The organism is uncultured Methanobrevibacter sp., assembly GCF_900316895.1.
Lineage (GTDB): Archaea > Methanobacteriota > Methanobacteria > Methanobacteriales > Methanobacteriaceae > Methanocatella.
The window spans coordinates 14,818-30,275 of the sequence record NZ_ONER01000010.1; the positions used below are offsets into that span (position 1 = coordinate 14,818).

13 protein-coding genes and 2 pseudogenes are annotated in these 15,458 nt (G+C 36.1%); 7 read left to right on the plus strand and 8 right to left on the minus strand.

Translation table 11 applies throughout. The features are described from left to right. Positions 1–341: 341 nt before the first annotated feature. From QZN27_RS02330 to QZN27_RS02345, 4 genes are all read left to right on the plus strand, one after another. Positions 342–1,037, plus strand: a complete 696-nt coding sequence (locus tag QZN27_RS02330) for an archaetidylserine synthase (RefSeq protein WP_296783105.1) — start codon at positions 342–344, stop codon at positions 1,035–1,037. A 62-nt stretch (positions 1,038–1,099) separates the two neighbouring features. Further along, positions 1,100–2,272 carry a DUF515 domain-containing protein gene (locus QZN27_RS02335; RefSeq protein ID WP_296783109.1) on the plus strand — a complete coding sequence of 391 codons (1,173 nt, stop codon included), beginning with the start codon at positions 1,100–1,102 and terminating at the stop codon, positions 2,270–2,272. A 37-nt stretch (positions 2,273–2,309) separates the two neighbouring features. Next, positions 2,310–3,035, plus strand: a complete 726-nt coding sequence (locus tag QZN27_RS02340; protein WP_296783111.1) for a sortase — start codon at positions 2,310–2,312, stop codon at positions 3,033–3,035. Continuing rightward, positions 3,035–3,406 carry a dihydroneopterin aldolase family protein gene (locus QZN27_RS02345; protein WP_296783114.1) on the plus strand — a complete coding sequence of 124 codons (372 nt, stop codon included), beginning with the start codon at positions 3,035–3,037 and terminating at the stop codon, positions 3,404–3,406. The genes QZN27_RS02340 and QZN27_RS02345 overlap by 1 nt, the downstream gene beginning before the upstream one ends. Here the strand turns inward: QZN27_RS02345 and mfnA are convergent. The 3 genes from mfnA to rplJ form a co-directional block, all read right to left on the minus strand. Then, entirely contained in the window at positions 3,403–4,560 is a 1,158-nt protein-coding gene (gene mfnA / locus QZN27_RS02350) for a tyrosine decarboxylase MfnA (RefSeq protein WP_296783118.1), read from the minus strand. The genes QZN27_RS02345 and mfnA overlap by 4 nt on opposite strands. A 58-nt stretch (positions 4,561–4,618) precedes the next feature. Beyond that, the gene (gene ppsA, locus QZN27_RS02355) at positions 4,619–6,895 is read right to left on the minus strand and encodes a phosphoenolpyruvate synthase (RefSeq protein ID WP_296783120.1); all 2,277 of its coding nucleotides are present in this window, start codon (positions 6,893–6,895) and stop codon (positions 4,619–4,621) included. A 156-nt stretch (positions 6,896–7,051) separates the two neighbouring features. Beyond that, positions 7,052–7,534 carry a 50S ribosomal protein L16 gene (rplJ, locus tag QZN27_RS02360; RefSeq protein ID WP_296783123.1) on the minus strand — a complete coding sequence of 161 codons (483 nt, stop codon included), beginning with the start codon at positions 7,532–7,534 and terminating at the stop codon, positions 7,052–7,054. Between the two features lie 205 nt (positions 7,535–7,739). Between rplJ and QZN27_RS02365 the strand changes: the two genes are divergently transcribed. Both QZN27_RS02365 and QZN27_RS02370 read left to right on the plus strand, forming a co-directional pair. Then, positions 7,740–7,970: a KEOPS complex subunit Pcc1 gene (locus QZN27_RS02365; RefSeq protein WP_296783125.1), complete on the plus strand. Its 231-nt coding sequence runs from the start codon at positions 7,740–7,742 to the stop codon at positions 7,968–7,970. Between the two features lie 69 nt (positions 7,971–8,039). Then, positions 8,040–9,041 carry a hypothetical protein gene (locus QZN27_RS02370; protein WP_296783128.1) on the plus strand — a complete coding sequence of 334 codons (1,002 nt, stop codon included), beginning with the start codon at positions 8,040–8,042 and terminating at the stop codon, positions 9,039–9,041. Here the strand turns inward: QZN27_RS02370 and QZN27_RS02375 are convergent. Further along, positions 9,033–10,115 carry a nucleotidyltransferase family protein gene (locus tag QZN27_RS02375; protein ID WP_296783131.1) on the minus strand — a complete coding sequence of 361 codons (1,083 nt, stop codon included), beginning with the start codon at positions 10,113–10,115 and terminating at the stop codon, positions 9,033–9,035. The two genes, QZN27_RS02370 and QZN27_RS02375, sit on opposite strands and share 9 nt — an antisense overlap. An 84-nt stretch (positions 10,116–10,199) precedes the next feature. Between QZN27_RS02375 and QZN27_RS02380 the strand changes: the two genes are divergently transcribed. Next, the gene (locus QZN27_RS02380; RefSeq protein ID WP_296783134.1) at positions 10,200–11,456 is read left to right on the plus strand and encodes a dihydroorotase family protein; all 1,257 of its coding nucleotides are present in this window, start codon (positions 10,200–10,202) and stop codon (positions 11,454–11,456) included. Between the two features lie 44 nt (positions 11,457–11,500). On the opposite strand, the pseudogene QZN27_RS02385 reads toward QZN27_RS02380, so the two are convergent. The 4 genes and pseudogenes from QZN27_RS02385 to QZN27_RS02400 form a co-directional block, all read right to left on the minus strand. After that, positions 11,501–12,714 (minus strand): annotated as a pseudogene (locus tag QZN27_RS02385) (4Fe-4S binding protein). A 20-nt stretch (positions 12,715–12,734) separates the two neighbouring features. Next, positions 12,735–14,151 (minus strand): annotated as a pseudogene (locus tag QZN27_RS02390) (Ni/Fe hydrogenase subunit alpha). 1 nt (position 14,152) lies between these two features. Further along, on the minus strand, positions 14,153–15,079 hold the full coding sequence (locus QZN27_RS02395; RefSeq protein ID WP_296783136.1) for a F420-nonreducing hydrogenase: 927 nt from the start codon (positions 15,077–15,079) through the stop codon (positions 14,153–14,155). A 16-nt stretch (positions 15,080–15,095) separates the two neighbouring features. Beyond that, the coding region (locus tag QZN27_RS02400) for a hydrogenase iron-sulfur subunit (protein ID WP_296783138.1) at positions 15,096–15,458 on the minus strand (363 nt) is incomplete at its 5' end.

Genomic DNA, 15,458 nt, shown 5'->3' on the forward strand with positions numbered 1-15,458 from the left:
AAATTCCCAATTCAATTCCTAAATAAAGAAATTTATTGATGTTTATAAAGTCTAACAATTAATATTTATTAAAAACATTATTATATATATTTTATCTTTTATTGGACTTTTTTTAAAAAAAATTGGAAAAAACTTTATTTTAACCCATTAGAACAATAACAATAACATCTCACCAAAATAACTATATAACAATAAGTAAATAATTATAAATAAGAACAATTTTTAAAATTGGGTAAAACTAACATATCTACATTAATAAATACGGATATGAGTAAAAATTACACGGATTAGAAGGTAACATTAATAAGAAATGAAGTAGAGAGTAATACTGGAGTTGAATTATGAGCGGCATGAACACAGAGATGAAAAGTTTTATAGCAATTTCCGACATCATATCCCTATTGAATATGAGTTCAGGATTCCTATCCGTCATTAGTTCAATCAATCATGATTTTGAGCTAGCTGCAATCCTCATGATTATTGCAATCATATTTGACTCCTCAGATGGTTGGGTAGCACGCAAAACAAATAGACAGGACGATTTAGGCTTTGGGAAAAATATCGATTCTTTATCCGATATCGTTTCATTCGGAGTAGCTCCTGCAACATTTATTTACAGTTGCATTAACACCACCCCAGGCATATTTCAGGCAATAGTAATTATCATTAGCTTATTAATTGTTATTTGTGGAGTTTTAAGATTGACCAGATATAATGTAATTGCCGATAAACTGAATACATCCGATTTCATTGGCTTTCCGATTCCGGGAATATCATTTGTGTTGGCAACATTTTATCTTAGTGGATTATTCAACCCATATGTTGCATTAATACTAAGCGTCATTATTTCATTGCTCATGATAAGCAATATCACATATCCAAAATTCGACAACATCCCAGTAATTGCAATATCCGCAGTACTGATACTGATTTTGATTCTTCCAGTTAACATCATAATTTTCAATATCAATATACCTGCACTAATATTACTATTATTCTGTCTTTACTACCTAATAATTAATTTAATTAAAGGATAAGGAATATTACTCCTAGTTAATTAAGTTAACCATCCATATAATTGAATTTAGGAGTATTGAAAATGAATACCAAAAAACCACATGATCCGTTATATCCTAAAGGTTTTGAAGAGACAAAGGAACTGAAAAAACAAATTTCAAGCGAACTTCAAAAACCTGCGAAAAAAGAAGACGATGACGAATTAACACCACTGAAAAAGTTAAATCGAAAAATTGGCATCTATTTATCTCCAAAATCAATCGATATAACTGACAATGAGAAAAAAAGAAAAATTGGAGTAATCATTACAACATTGATTCTATTGACATTAGTAATCACGGCATATTATTTCATAATTTATGAACCCTCCCAGGAGGCATTGTCACTTGCAAAAACAACAAAACTGAATGAGCTTCATGATTTATATTCAGGGGGCCTGGCTGATTCTCCGAATGCGTTTCTTATTGAAAATCAGATTAACGATGCAAGAGATGCTCATGAAGTTGAGTCAATAAATGTTCTAACGCCCGCAACAAAGGACTGGAAGGAACACCATAAAAAATCAATCAATCTTCATCAGGACAAATACAACCGTACAATGGTAGTTTATGAAAACGAAAGCAAAAACACAATCATTTCAATATACGAAGCCATGGAGATTGTCAACGAGAATGATGCAAAAATCCTCTCTCAAATCAAATTTGATGAGCCGAATACCGTTTCGGTCCCAATTCTTGTTTCACGACTTCAGGCAGGAGCCGGCCTTGTAAAGGAAGGCAGCATTGTAGACATCTACACAAATTCAAATTCAACATATGAGAATACAACAAATTCCACATCTCCAGAAATTAGGGGCTGTACAGTAATATCCATCATGAGATATGAAGAGAATGGTGAAATCGACTCCGAATATTCAAAATCCAAAACAATCGTGAAAGGAAATTCGACCAACCCCCGTGAAAATACGAAAGCATTCTCATCAGACGTGTTGGAAATGATCAAAGCATCAATCATTGACGGATATGATGAAGAAAAAACTTTTGAAATGCTTGAGGATTATGGTGTGAAACTATCAAATTACGAAAGGCAAATCAACCTGGGCGATTTGGATGCACAGTATATGCTTTTGATTGAGGCTCCACAGGATAAAGTCAATTTCATAATAAATAATATGGAAGATATTGTCCTGACAATTCCAACCTCAGAAGCGCCGGATTGGATGGTAACAGAAATCAGCAAAACATATCAAAATTAAGAAATAGTATTATAGTAGATACAACAAAGTTGATACCATGAACAAACCTAGCATTACAACAATAATTGTTATCATTTGTCTGCTGATAATTGGATTATATGCAATGGGAGAGGTAAATTACTTTTCAACAAAAGTCGTTGTGGAAAAGAGCGTCAATGTCGATTCTCCCAAAATCATAATCCCCTCAATCGGAGTCGATGAAAAAATAAACAAGGAAACCTTAAATTATGGAGTTTTAAGTGATCCCGCTGAAAACACACCAACTGAAAAATCCGTCGCATTGTATGGGCATAGGACACTTCAGGGCTCACCATTTTTGAGGCTGAATGAATTGGGCGTTGGAGATACATTCATTCTTGAATGGCCGGGAATTGGGGAGCTGAAATATAATGTTGTAGACACAAAAATCGTGCCTGCAACATATGAATTTTATCCTGAAGGAGCAAATTCCGCTTATCTGATTACCTGTGATCCAATCGGTTCGACTGAAAACAGAATAATCGTTCAGGGAGATTTAGTAGAAAAAGGTCCGGTTAATGAACAGATACTGGAAGATAACCCGCAGGAATCAAATGCACTGATAATTTCTGCAATATTTTTAGTGATTGGACTTATATTCAGTTTCATTTATCCGAAAGACAACAGAATATACATTTTGGCAACAGTATTAATCATCTCAGCCGTGCTGTTCTTCTGCTGCATAAGCCCAATACCATCCGAGTGGATATATGACAAGATAATATTCTTAAATGGAGGATTATAATGGATGTCGATAAAGAGTACTTTTCAAATATAACAACACGTGAACGCGCCATATTCGAAGGTGCAATCAGTATGGGAGCATTATTCCACCAGTTTGTAGGAACACCTGTAAACAAGGATACAAAAGGAAGCTTAGAAAAGGCAATGGAAGAGTCACTAAGCCTACAGCCTGCAATTGAAAAGGTAGAGGTTGAAATCAGATTTGATAAGCTAGAGGAATCCATGACCGAATTTGACTACACTTCACTTACAGGAGACATGCTTGACGTTAAAATCCATACAAAAGTAGATGATGTTGTTGCAATAATCAGAATTGAATTCATTGAAGAGTTAAATTATCCTTTAATGTATGTTGAAAGTATTGAAGATTAATATATATCTTCCAAATCTTTCAATAACTCTTCCAAATGATTTCTTTTTATATGATTCATTAATACTACCCGGATAGCTACCGGACATTTGGCAACGGATACTTTCCAACCCAAATCTTCTAATTTTTGAGCTAAATCATTGGCATTCATATCCGGATGGTTAAAAGCCACAATGTTTAATTCGGGTTCACAAATAATCTTATAACCTAATCTTTTTAATTTTTCTGCAAAAAATTTAGTATTTTCCATCTGATTTTGAGCAAGTTTGGAATATCCTTCCTTTCCAAAATATTTCATTATTGCATAGGTTGCAGCAGATGAAGCTCCCAATCGAGTTCCGACAATAGTGGATTGTGTTTTAACAGTCAGATACGGTGAATCGACAGCCATCACATCAAGATACTCTTCTCGTCTGAAAATGATTCCACCGGCAGGAATTGGAGCCAAACCCATCTTGTGAGGATCCACAGTTATGGAGCAAACCCCCTCAAGTGAAAAATCAAAAACAGGCAAGTCATAACCTGCTTGCCTTAAAAATGGAATTGAAAATCCTCCAAAAGCGGCATCAACATGGAAATAAATATTATTTTCAAAGGCAATTTTTGAAATCTCTTCAATTGGATCAATCAATCCCAATTCAGTAGTTCCTGCAATTGCCACAATTGCCACAGTCCTATCGGATATCCCATCCTTAAGGGATTCGACATCAATCTTGTAATTTTCATCGATTTTTGCTTCAACAATTTTTAAATTCAGCATGTCTGCAGCTTTCTTGAATGAAAAATGAGCAGATTCAGGAATAATTATTTCACCATCAGTTATTCCCTTATATTTTCTTGCATGATTTCTTGCAGCCCTCATTGCCATTAAGTTAGCTTCAGTTCCACCAGTAACAATATTGCCGTAAGCCTCATCAAGAGACAATAATTCACCAATAGATTTAATGACCTTATTTTCAATCTGTTTAGTTCCTTTAAAAAGACCAGGATCACCCAAATTGGTATCTAGAAATTTACAAAATACCTCCTTTGCAAATGGATGTGCCTCAGTACACATTGACCCTAATATTCTGCCATCTGCATAGTTATGGTCCAATCTGTGAAGTTCATCCAATTCATTCAATATATCCTGCTTATCCATTGGCTTATCGTCCATAAAGTAACCTATCTAACAATAATTTAATAAAAATAAAAATAAAAAAAGAATAAAAAGATTATTCTAGACGTTTACGGGCAGCGTCGAGAATAATTTTTTGTTCAGCACGTGCAACAGTTTTTCTCACATCAGCAATAGCATCAGTATTTGATGATACGCTTGTAATTCCATATTCAACAAGTTTTTCGACAATGTGAGGTACACTACCTGCTTGACCACAGATACTGCATTTAACACCCGCTTCAGCACATTTTCTGATTGTTCTTTCAATCAGTTTCATTACTGCAGGGTGCTCTTCTGTGTAGTGTTTTGCTACAAACTCATTGTTTCTGTCAACTGCAAGAGTGTATTGGGTCAAGTCGTTGGTTCCTAAACTTACAAAGTCGATTCCAACTTTAATGTATTCATCAATCATTATTGCAGCTGCTGGAATTTCTACCATCATACCAAAGTCAACATCTTTGTGAGGTTCAAAACCTACTTCAGAACAAAGTGCTTTAGCTTGTTTAAGCTCTTCAGGACTTTGTGATAATGGAATCATAATACCGATGTTTGTGTATCCTTTTTCATGCAATTTTTTGATTGCTTTGAATTCACATTTAAGGATTTCAGGTTGATCGAGTTCTCTTCTGATTCCTCTCCAACCAAGCATTGGGTTGTGTTCCCTAGGTTCGTTTTCCCCACCTTCTAATGTGATGAACTCATCGGTTGGTGCGTCAAGGGTTCTGTACCATACTGGTTTTGGATAGAATGCATCTGCTACAATTTGAACATTGTCTGCAATTGTATCAATCAATTCATCTTCCCTTCCATCGGCAATGAATTTACCAGGGTGAATACCAGAGGTTAACATTAAATGTTCGGTTCTTAAAAGTCCAACACCATCTGCACCGGTTGCTGCTGCTTTTTCAGCTGCTTCAGGCATACTTACATTAGCTTTAACTTCAGTTACTGTTATGATTGGAGCTGCTTCAACAGTTCCTGCAACAGCAGTTGCTTCTTCTTTAGTTTCAGAAATTCCTTCAAATACTAATCCTTTTTTACCATCTAATGTAACACCGGAGTTTTCTTCTAAGGTTGCTGTAGCATCACCGGTTCCTACAACACAAGGAATTCCAAGTTCTCTTGAGATGATTGAAGCGTGACAGGTTACTCCACCTTCATCGGTTACGATACCGCTTGCTCTTCTCATAGCAGGTACCATATCCGGAGTGGTCATTGTTGTAACCATGATATCTCCATCTTTGATTTTATCCAATTCATCAATGTCTAAAATGATTTTGACTGTACCTGAAGCCATACCTGGACTTGCTCCAAGACCTCTTACTAAAACATCACCTAAATCAGAGGAAGCATCTCCTGCAACTTCATCAGCATTGCCTAAGGTAGTGATTGGTCTTGCCTGCAATAAGAATAACATGTCTTTTTCGAATGCCCATTCAGTATCCATTGGTTCGCCATAGTGAGCTTGAACCCTTTTACCCATTTCGGTCAATTCAATGAGCTCATCGTCAGACAATACCCTTTCTTTCCTTTTGTCTTCAGGAACATCGACTTTTACACTGGTACCGGCTTCATCATTAGTGTACATTACCTTTTTGTCACTGATTGTAACGTTGATGATTTCGTTGTCCTTTTTGTCAACCTGATAGTTGTCCGGGGTTACATCCCCTGATACTACTGATTCTCCAAGTCCCCAGGATCCTTCAATTAATGCAATTTCTTCACCAGTGGATGGATTTACAGTAAACATTACTCCTGCCTTATCAGCATTTGCCATTTTTTGAACAACTACTGCAATGTAAACTTTTGAATGTTCAAAGTCGTTTTCTTCTCTGTAAAAGATTGCTCTTGCTTCAAATAATGATGCCCAACATTTTCTGATGTATTCAATTACTTCATCATCACCGGATACATGCAAGAAAGTGTCCTGTTGGCCTGCAAATGAAGCTTCAGGCAAATCTTCAGCGGTTGCAGATGACCTGATTGCTACATCGGTGTCATCTTCGCCAACCCTTTGACAAAGTTCATTATAATATTCACGAATAAATAAAACTAAATCATCTGGAATAGGGGATTCGATAATGAGCGCTTTGATTTCTTCAGCTGCAGCCTGAAGAGCTTTGGTATCGTTGATGTCGATTGCATCAAGGATTTCCATTACCTGATCGTTAATTCCAGCTTCGTCCATGAAATATTTATAAGCTTGTGCAGTTACTACAAAACCTGGTGGTACTGGAATGCCCGCTTGAGTCAATTCACCCAAATTTGCACCTTTTCCACCTGCAATTCCAATATCGGATTTGCTTAACTCCTCAAATTTTTTTACATACATAAAATATAACCTCTTGGTTTGAAAATATCTTACATTGACTAAGTCAATATTATATTTAAATATGATTTTCAACGTTTAAATATTTAATGAAAAAAAGTTTATGATAAAAAAAATGAGTTTATAAAAAAAGAGTAAAAAAAGATTAATTAAATAAATCTATTTAATTAATTCTTCACCTTTGTCGACAACAATTTTACATGGAACTGGTAATTTCATACCTGCTCTTTTAAGTGCAACTTTAGCTTCTTCAAAGTTTTTAGCGTTACAATCAATGGTAATAATCCTTTGATCTTTTTTAACGATAGCTTCTACAGAAATAGGTTTACCGAAAGCGTTTCTCATACCGCTTTGTACCCTATCTGCACCTGCACCGGTTGCCATTGGGTTTTCTCTTACGATTTGGTGTGGGTATACTCTTAATTTTAAGTGGTATCCCATTCTACCAGCAGCTCTTTGCATCAATCTGTTAGAAGCAATCCTTGCTGCTTCTAAAGAGTTGTGTCTGATTTGAGCTGGTTTTTTTACAGCTAAACTTAAAGATACTGGGAATTCATCTTTTAAGTTTCCCATATCGTATTGTACGATTCTTGAATTTGGGGTTTTTCTAATATAATCTCTTCTTGTGTAAGCACGAACCATTACTATTCCTCCGAAATAAATATAAATTGTTTTTAATTAAAAATAGCTAAAAATAGTGAATTTTCAACAATAGCTATATAAAAATTATATCGTAATATAATAGAATACTTAAATATATTGATTAAGTCATTAATAAAGGTTACCATATTTTTGAGATTTTTGCCACCTAAAATTATTTTAGTTAATAAACAATATATAATAACTTATGAAAATCAGTGGAGATCTTACTTTCATATATAAAAGTGCAGATGACGCAAAGGTGGTGTTTGATTCCCTTGAAGTTGACAATGAAAACTACCTTAAATCCAGATTAAACAATAACACTATCGAATATGAAGTAAACAGTGAAAAATTAGGTTCTTTTCTTGCAACCGTTGATGATTTAATCGCTTCTGAGATAGTTGTCGAAAAAATCGTCGAAAAAACTAAACAATGAAAAGTTTTATATAAATAAAAAAAACATATATAAAATCAATATATATTAATTCTTATGAGAGTGTAATTTATGGAATGCTATTATCATCCTGACAGAGATGGCACAGATACATGTGCCATATGTGGAAAATCAATTTGTAAAGAATGCGGATTAGAACTTGCCGGTAAAATCTACTGTAAAGAATGTTTAGAAAAAATTGTAGGTCTTGGAGCTGAAAATAAAGCAGCACAAGTTGCTCAAAACGAAGCTGTTCAAGAACCTGTGAGAACTGAACCTGCAAGACTCGATAAGCAACCGGCTGAAGAAAGCGTGTACCAAACACAAAATGTTGCTGAGGAAGTACCTCCAGCACCTGAAGTTCATGAAATCAAACAAATTCGTGACGATTCCCCATATAATATAAAGGATAATATTGAGTATAGCGGAGGCATTGAAACCTCATATGAAAAGGAACCTGTCCAACCTCAAGTTGAACAACGTCCAATCTCTCAAGAACCACAAATTGCACAAACTGAAATTCCACAACAAGCTCCTAGCGAACAAGCGGAATTTATTTATCCTGACCATTCATATGACCCACAACCAACAAGCGCCAGAATGGATTTGGAAGACAGATATGAAAAGTATTTAGATGACCTATACTTCGATGACAATGTTCCTTTAGGCGAACAATTAGCTAAAGATGAAGAGCAATACGGTTCTTTAACCAGAAAAGAATATCCTGAAAGAGAAGAAACCCTATTGAAAGATCAAAAACGAGCCCCTAAAAATGAAACTCCAGAAGAAATGGAGGCAAGAATCAGGGCTGAACTTTTAGCTGAAAAAGAAGGCGGTAAAAAAGGCAAAGACAATATCCATAACCTGAATTATCAGGAAGAAAAAGAGCCTATGGGCGTAGTTGACATCCTTTTAACCATATTGTTGGTCATAATAATTTTGGTTGTAATATACTACTTGATTTACATATTCATATTACATGCAACATATCCAACATTTATGGAAGCAATTTATGCGCTTTCAAACCCACAGAATGTAATAAATAATATTTTAAGTCCGCCTCCATCAGTATAATGAAATTTTTTCATTGCGGACTTTTTCTTTAAATTTTTTTAAACTTTTTTTATCTTTATATCCCAAAACCCTGATGTTTGACGGATATTTATCAATATATTGAGATATTTCTTTTTTTGGAATTGGATTTTCCATTATGCTCAGTATTCTCTGCTTGAAATGGGAAGAGAATCCCTGCAGTATTGACTGTTCCAAGGAGTTTATATCATCAAAAGGCCTATTTTCAATTATGTTTTGAGCCAATTTATCATTGAAGAGATTTAAAGCTGATAATTCCTCAAAAGAATAATTGTTTGCAGTGTTTAAGATGGTCTCCTCATCCCTAATGCCATATATTATCCCATCGCTTTTGATTTCTCTTTTTAAAACATCGATAGTTTTTTGAGGCATCATGTCCAGAACATTATCGAAATTATCCTCCAAAATGCTTTCACGAATCAATGTGCCGCTCACGCCTTCAATCCGCTCAACGAAAACGAATTTGTCCTTATAGTCAAAGCCTATTTTTGACAGGGAATTTGAAAATGAGGTTATCACATAATTGTCCTCTTCAAGCTTGCCCCTCAAAAGAATTTCATTGGTGGTTTTATCCACAATCTTATAAGGTTTTGAAGCTATATGATGTCCCATGTTGATTCTTTTCAATATTTCATCCATACCTTCAACAGGTTTATACCCTCGAGGAATATAATCCGTGTTCAAAGCCTGAAACATCTTGCATAGGCATAGGGAATATTGGCCGGATCCCATTATGCCCATAGGAGGACCTTCCACAACAATGTCTGCCCCGACTGAAATTGCAATTTCCGCCCGGACTTCACGTGGCAGTATATATGGTATGCCCCTGCCGCTCCTCTCAAACAAGCCCGGCACAATAGCCACAAACAATGAGTCGGGAAACATGCCCTTTGCAGTTTTCATGCAATGAAAATGACCGTTATGTAAAGGATTATACTCTGTGAAATCAGACACTAAAAGAGTATCGCAGGACTTATCTGAAATTTCACACTCTGCATTTAAATCATTGTAGAATAACTCCTTATCCCTTTTGAGAATATTTGAAATTTGAGACATAATAGAAAATTTATTTTTTTAAATTAAAAAAAGTTATCTTTTAAAAATAGAAATGACAAATATTGAAACAAGCAGGTGATTATTATGGATTTGGTTTTAAAAAATTGCAGATTAGTTGATGAAATTGGAGAGTACTTTATAAAAATCAATGAGGGAAAGATAACAGACATTTCAAAAACCCCTCTTGAAGCCGCAGAAACTATTGACATGAAGGACAATTATGTACTCCCAGGTTTTATTGACCCTCATATACACTTCAGAGATCCAGGACTGACACAGAAGGAAGATTTTAAAACAGGAAGTCTGGCTGCTGCAAACGGAGGGTTTGCAACAGTAATCGATATGCCAAATACTCTTCCAAAGACAAACACCTACAAGGCGCTTGAAGAAAAAATCAGAATAGCAAAAAGCAAGTCTGTCGTTAACTTTGAACTTCAAGTCGGCCACAGCGATTTGGAAGAAATGAAGAAAATGATGAAGCTGAATCCGATTTCCGTTAAAGTATTCATGGATCTGGAAAGTGATGAAAGTCTGGAAGAAATATTCCATAATCTATCAATCTTAAAAGAAACCACCTCCTACAATGGGCTTGTTGCTACACATTGTGAAAAAAAATCCATAGTTGAATCAGAAACCGAAAGGCTGAAACAGAATAATGAAAATCCTGCTATTGATTATACATATGCCCGACCAACCGAATCTGAGGATGAATCAGTGAAACAGGCAATCGAACTTGCAAGGGCCAATGACTTACGTTTGCATATATGCCATCTAAGCTCAAGCAAATCACTAAGTATTGCAAAAAGTGCAAGTAAAAGCATGCCTATAAGCTGGGAATTTACACCTCATCATTTACTACTTGATAATTCAGCATACAATATATATGGCACATTCATAAAAACCAATCCTCCACTAAGACCTGAAGCGGACAGTGTGAGAATCGGTGATTTGGATGAAAGTTCAATAATCGGTACCGACCATGCGCCACATACTCTCGAAGATAAGACAAAAGGAACATGGGCATCATCCCCAGGCATACCAAACCTTGAAACAGTAGTGCCATTACTTTTAACTGAAGTAAATAATGGAAATCTTGACTTCAAGCTGATTCCTAAAATATTCAGTGAAAATGCCGCAAAGGTCTATGGATTAAACCGCAAAGGAAAAATTGAAATCGGATACGATGCTGATTTTACCGTGATTGACTTGAAAAAAGAAGGCAAATTCAATATTGAAGAATTTAAAACAAAAGCGGAATACTCTCCATTTGACGGTTGGGAATATAAAGGACTTCCAGTAATGACAATAGTCAATGGAAAAACAGTAATGAATAAATTATAACTATTTTTATAAAAAAAAGAAAAAAGTAAGGTGTGTTTACACACCTATTTGTAACATAATGCGTCTTCAGGACATGCCTCAATACATTGACCACATAAAGTACAGAATCCTGCAATTGGTAATTTAGGATTGTCTGTTTTGTGAATCATGTCATAAGGACAAGCTTCGATACAGTCACCACATTGATCACATTTAGATGGGTTGAATGCAATTCTGTCTCTTACAACAGGTTCGCCGTTGATTGATACTTCGTATTGTTCAACTTTTAATGCGTCGTTGGAACACATTGAAGCACAAGCACCACATCTAATACAGCTAGCAAATGATGGCTCTAAATCTGTTTCCTCTAAAGCAGGGCAGCACATACCAGTTTTGGTAACTACACGAATAGCTTCAGTAGGACATTTGTTAGCACATGCACCGATGAAGTCACATTTTTCTGCGTCTCTTCCAATACCTTCTGCCATTCCACATCAATTTCTAATGCGTCAACAGGACAGAGTTTTACACATAAACCACATGCAGCACAGACACTAGGAATTGCAACAGTTAAACTAGCACTGTTTGCAGCGATGAAATCACCAGGACATGCTTCGACACAAGTGTTACATCCAATACATTTAGCTGAATCGAAAGTGAAAGATTTGATTTCTTTTGTACGTTTGATAGGTTTTTTCTCAGCAATGAATATTGCATTCCAAGGACAGGTTTGAGAACATAAACCACATCTGATACAATCGTCACCTACAGTAACAGGACTGCCAACTTCTTCAAGAGTAATTGCGTTTACAGGACAAGGTTCTACACAAGTTCCACATCCAACACAATCTTTGATGTAAACAGGTCCTTTACCATCAAGATCTAATTCATATTCAGCAGGTTCTTTAATGCCTGGAACACCAATTACATCGACTGGGCAAATGTCAACACATTTTTGACACATTACACAGAAACCTTCAACTTCTTTTAATTTTTCACCAGTGACTTTAATGGTTTCTTGTGGACAGACTTCTTCACATTTACCACAGGAATCACATAAAATAGAATTGAATACTAATCTTGCTTGGACTACGCCTTCAGCAATTTCGAATTCTTCTACTTTTAATGCACCTTGTGGACAAACGTCAGCACATTTAGGTTCTTCACCACAAGTGTCACAGTGAATAATAGCGTTAGGTGTTACTTCAATAGCTGATGTAGGACAAGTACCTTCACAAGCACCACATTTTATACAGCCATCTTCGTTAAATACAATCATTTATAAAAACCCCCTTAAACTTAGAATTTTTTAATGAGGTTTCCTTCACTGTCTACAATATCTACTTCAGCTAATCTCATTTGACTATCCATTGAGTGGGTAGCATGGGTCGTAAGCTCTGATAACCATTTCCATTAAGTTGAAGATGCTGTCATCCACTTCTACACCAGGTTTGATGTAATCTAAAGCAACTTGGTGAATACCCATTTCCATAGCTGGGTTGTTTTGGATTGTAGCTACAACAATGTTTGCGTAATTACATAATCCGTTGTCATCAGATTCATAGTGGTGGATTAAAGTACCACGAGGAGCTTCGACAATACCTACACCTTTACCTTCGGTTCTTTCTAATTCATCAGGGAATTTTTTACCAGATAAATCTTCTTCTAATGCTGCAGCAGCACATTCAGCAGATGCTAATAATTCGATGAGTCTAGCATAGTTGAATAATAATGGTGCTTGAGCGTATCCGAAAGCATCACGGAAAGCTTTAAGAGCTTCTTGTGCAAGAGGTGCTTCTTTAGGCATTTGATCACAGACGTTAATCCTGGATAATGGTGCTACTCTGTAAATACCTTCTGGGTATCCCATTTCTTTAATGTAAGGGAATTTTAACCAGGAGTAAGGTTTTACGTGTTCAGCAACATAGTCAGTGTATTCTTCGTTTCTGTATTCAAACAAGTCGCTTCCATCTTTGTCTTTGAATCTAATGTTACCATTATATACATCCCAAGTTCCATCAGGTTTTACGGTACCACAGTGTCTGGTGTCACCGAAGTTACCTAATGAAGCAACTAAGTCGATGTTTTCTTCAAATACAGGAATAGCTAAGTCTAAAGTAGCTTGAGCTAATTCAACATTTTGTTTTGCTCTTTCAAGTAAATCTTTTTGAGTATCAGCGTCTAATTCGGTTGAGATACCACCAGGGGTGGATGAGGTAGGGTGAATAGGACGACCACCGATTTTTCTAACCATTTCTAAACCGTTTCTTCTGATGTTAATTGCTTGAAGTGCAATTTCAGGCATGTCTTTAATAACTTGGAAAACGTTTCTGGTTTTTCTGGTTCCGTTTGGAATGATTAAGTCAGGTGCTGCTAAGAAGTAGAAGTGAAGTGCGTGGGAGTGCATGTATGATCCCCAGTTCATAATTTCTCTCATTCTGTATGCAGCAGGTAAGATTTCGTAATCATCGAATCCGAAGATTTGGTCAACTGCTTTAGCAGCTGCTAAGTGGTGTTGTACATCACAAATACCACAAATACGAGGTACTAATCTTGGTAATTCTTCTACAGGACGACCTGTTAAGAATTTTTCAAAACCTCTGAATTCCATAACGTGTAATCTTGTTTCTTCTACGTTTCCAGCATCGTCGAGATGCACAGTAATTTTAGCGTGTCCTTCAATACGAGTGACAGGCTCCATAGTAAGTTTAACCATTTTATTCTCCTCCTTTCTGCATTTTCATTGGCACTAAAGCAGCAGCTAATGTGTAAGTGTAGAAAGTACCTACAATATCATCTAATTGATCAGCAACTGTTTCTGGGTCAACGGTTTTATCTTCTTGTACACCGTAGTCAGATGCAATCGCACTGATCATTTTTGCTCCTTGATCTAATACTTTAGCAGTAGGACCGTAACATCCTCTACATGGGATACCAATGGAAGGACATTCTGCACCACATAATGATACGGTAGCAGGACCCATACATACTAATCCTTGGGAAATTAAACATAAATCCGCTTCAGGAGCACCTAATTCAAATTGTCTTTTAATGAAGTCCATAGCTAAACCAGCAGGTGGTTTTTCTCTAGGACAAACTTCACAAAGGTTTGTGGAAGGTAATTCGATTGTGTCACCTCTTAATAATGCTAAAACAGCTTCTGCTACAACATCAGAACGAGGTGGGCAACCTGGAATCATTAAGTCAATATCCATAGCAGCACTGATAGGTCTTACTCTGCTTTCGAGATGAGGCACATCTTCGTGAGGAATAACACCTTCAGGGTTTACAGTAGATACGGAATTAATGTATGCTTCTTCTTCTAACTCTTCAACAGTCCATAAGTTTCCGAGACCTGGAATACCTCCGTAGCAAGAACAGGTTCCGTAAGAAATAACCATGTTAGATTTTTCATTTAACATTTCAGCTAATTCTCTGTTTTCATCGTTTCTTATTCCACCTTCGACAATAATAATGTCTAATTCAGGTACTTCGTCATACTTAGTATCCATGAGTACAGGGGAAAATTCAAAATCCGCGAATTCCATAACATCAATTAAGGATTCGTGGAAATCCGCAATGGATAAGTGGCAACCGGAACATCCGCCAAACCACATAGTTCCTATTTTAACTTTATCTGCCATATTAAACTCCTCCAATTTATCCTTCAGCATCTAATTGTTGTTTTAATGGAGCTGGACCTAACTCTTTAATTCTGTTAACCATCATTTTAACAGCTTGAGAGAATTTTTCACCTTCGGATGCAGAAATCCAGTCGTGGTGAACTCTTTCTTTTCCAATTCCCATATCTTCAACTAATTTATAAATTAATCTCATTCTACGATCTAATTTGTAGTTACCTGCGTCGTAATGGCAGTCACCCATGTGACATCCAGCTACAAATACCCCATCAGCACCTTCTTGGAATGCTTTTAAAATAAATTGTGGGTCAATTCTTCCAGAACACATTACACGAATAACTCTAATATTCGGTGGGTATTGCATACGTGCAGTACCAGCTGT

Bases quoted from the DNA above. Each gene is read 5' to 3' on its own strand.
- QZN27_RS02395 (WP_296783136.1), bottom strand. From the start codon at position 15,079: ATGGCAGATAAAGTTAAAATAGGAACTATGTGGTTTGGCGGATGTTCC.
- QZN27_RS02330 (WP_296783105.1), top strand. From the start codon at position 342: ATGAGCGGCATGAACACAGAGATGAAAAGTTTTATAGCAATTTCCGAC.
- QZN27_RS02380 (WP_296783134.1), top strand. From the start codon at position 10,200: ATGGATTTGGTTTTAAAAAATTGCAGATTAGTTGATGAAATTGGAGAG.
- rplJ (WP_296783123.1), bottom strand. From the start codon at position 7,534: ATGGTTCGTGCTTACACAAGAAGAGATTATATTAGAAAAACCCCAAAT.
- mfnA (WP_296783118.1), bottom strand. From the start codon at position 4,560: ATGGACGATAAGCCAATGGATAAGCAGGATATATTGAATGAATTGGAT.
- QZN27_RS02340 (WP_296783111.1), top strand. From the start codon at position 2,310: ATGAACAAACCTAGCATTACAACAATAATTGTTATCATTTGTCTGCTG.
- ppsA (WP_296783120.1), bottom strand. From the start codon at position 6,895: ATGTATGTAAAAAAATTTGAGGAGTTAAGCAAATCCGATATTGGAATT.
- QZN27_RS02335 (WP_296783109.1), top strand. From the start codon at position 1,100: ATGAATACCAAAAAACCACATGATCCGTTATATCCTAAAGGTTTTGAA.
- QZN27_RS02370 (WP_296783128.1), top strand. From the start codon at position 8,040: ATGGAATGCTATTATCATCCTGACAGAGATGGCACAGATACATGTGCC.
- QZN27_RS02365 (WP_296783125.1), top strand. From the start codon at position 7,740: ATGAAAATCAGTGGAGATCTTACTTTCATATATAAAAGTGCAGATGAC.
- QZN27_RS02345 (WP_296783114.1), top strand. From the start codon at position 3,035: ATGGATGTCGATAAAGAGTACTTTTCAAATATAACAACACGTGAACGC.
- QZN27_RS02375 (WP_296783131.1), bottom strand. From the start codon at position 10,115: ATGTCTCAAATTTCAAATATTCTCAAAAGGGATAAGGAGTTATTCTAC.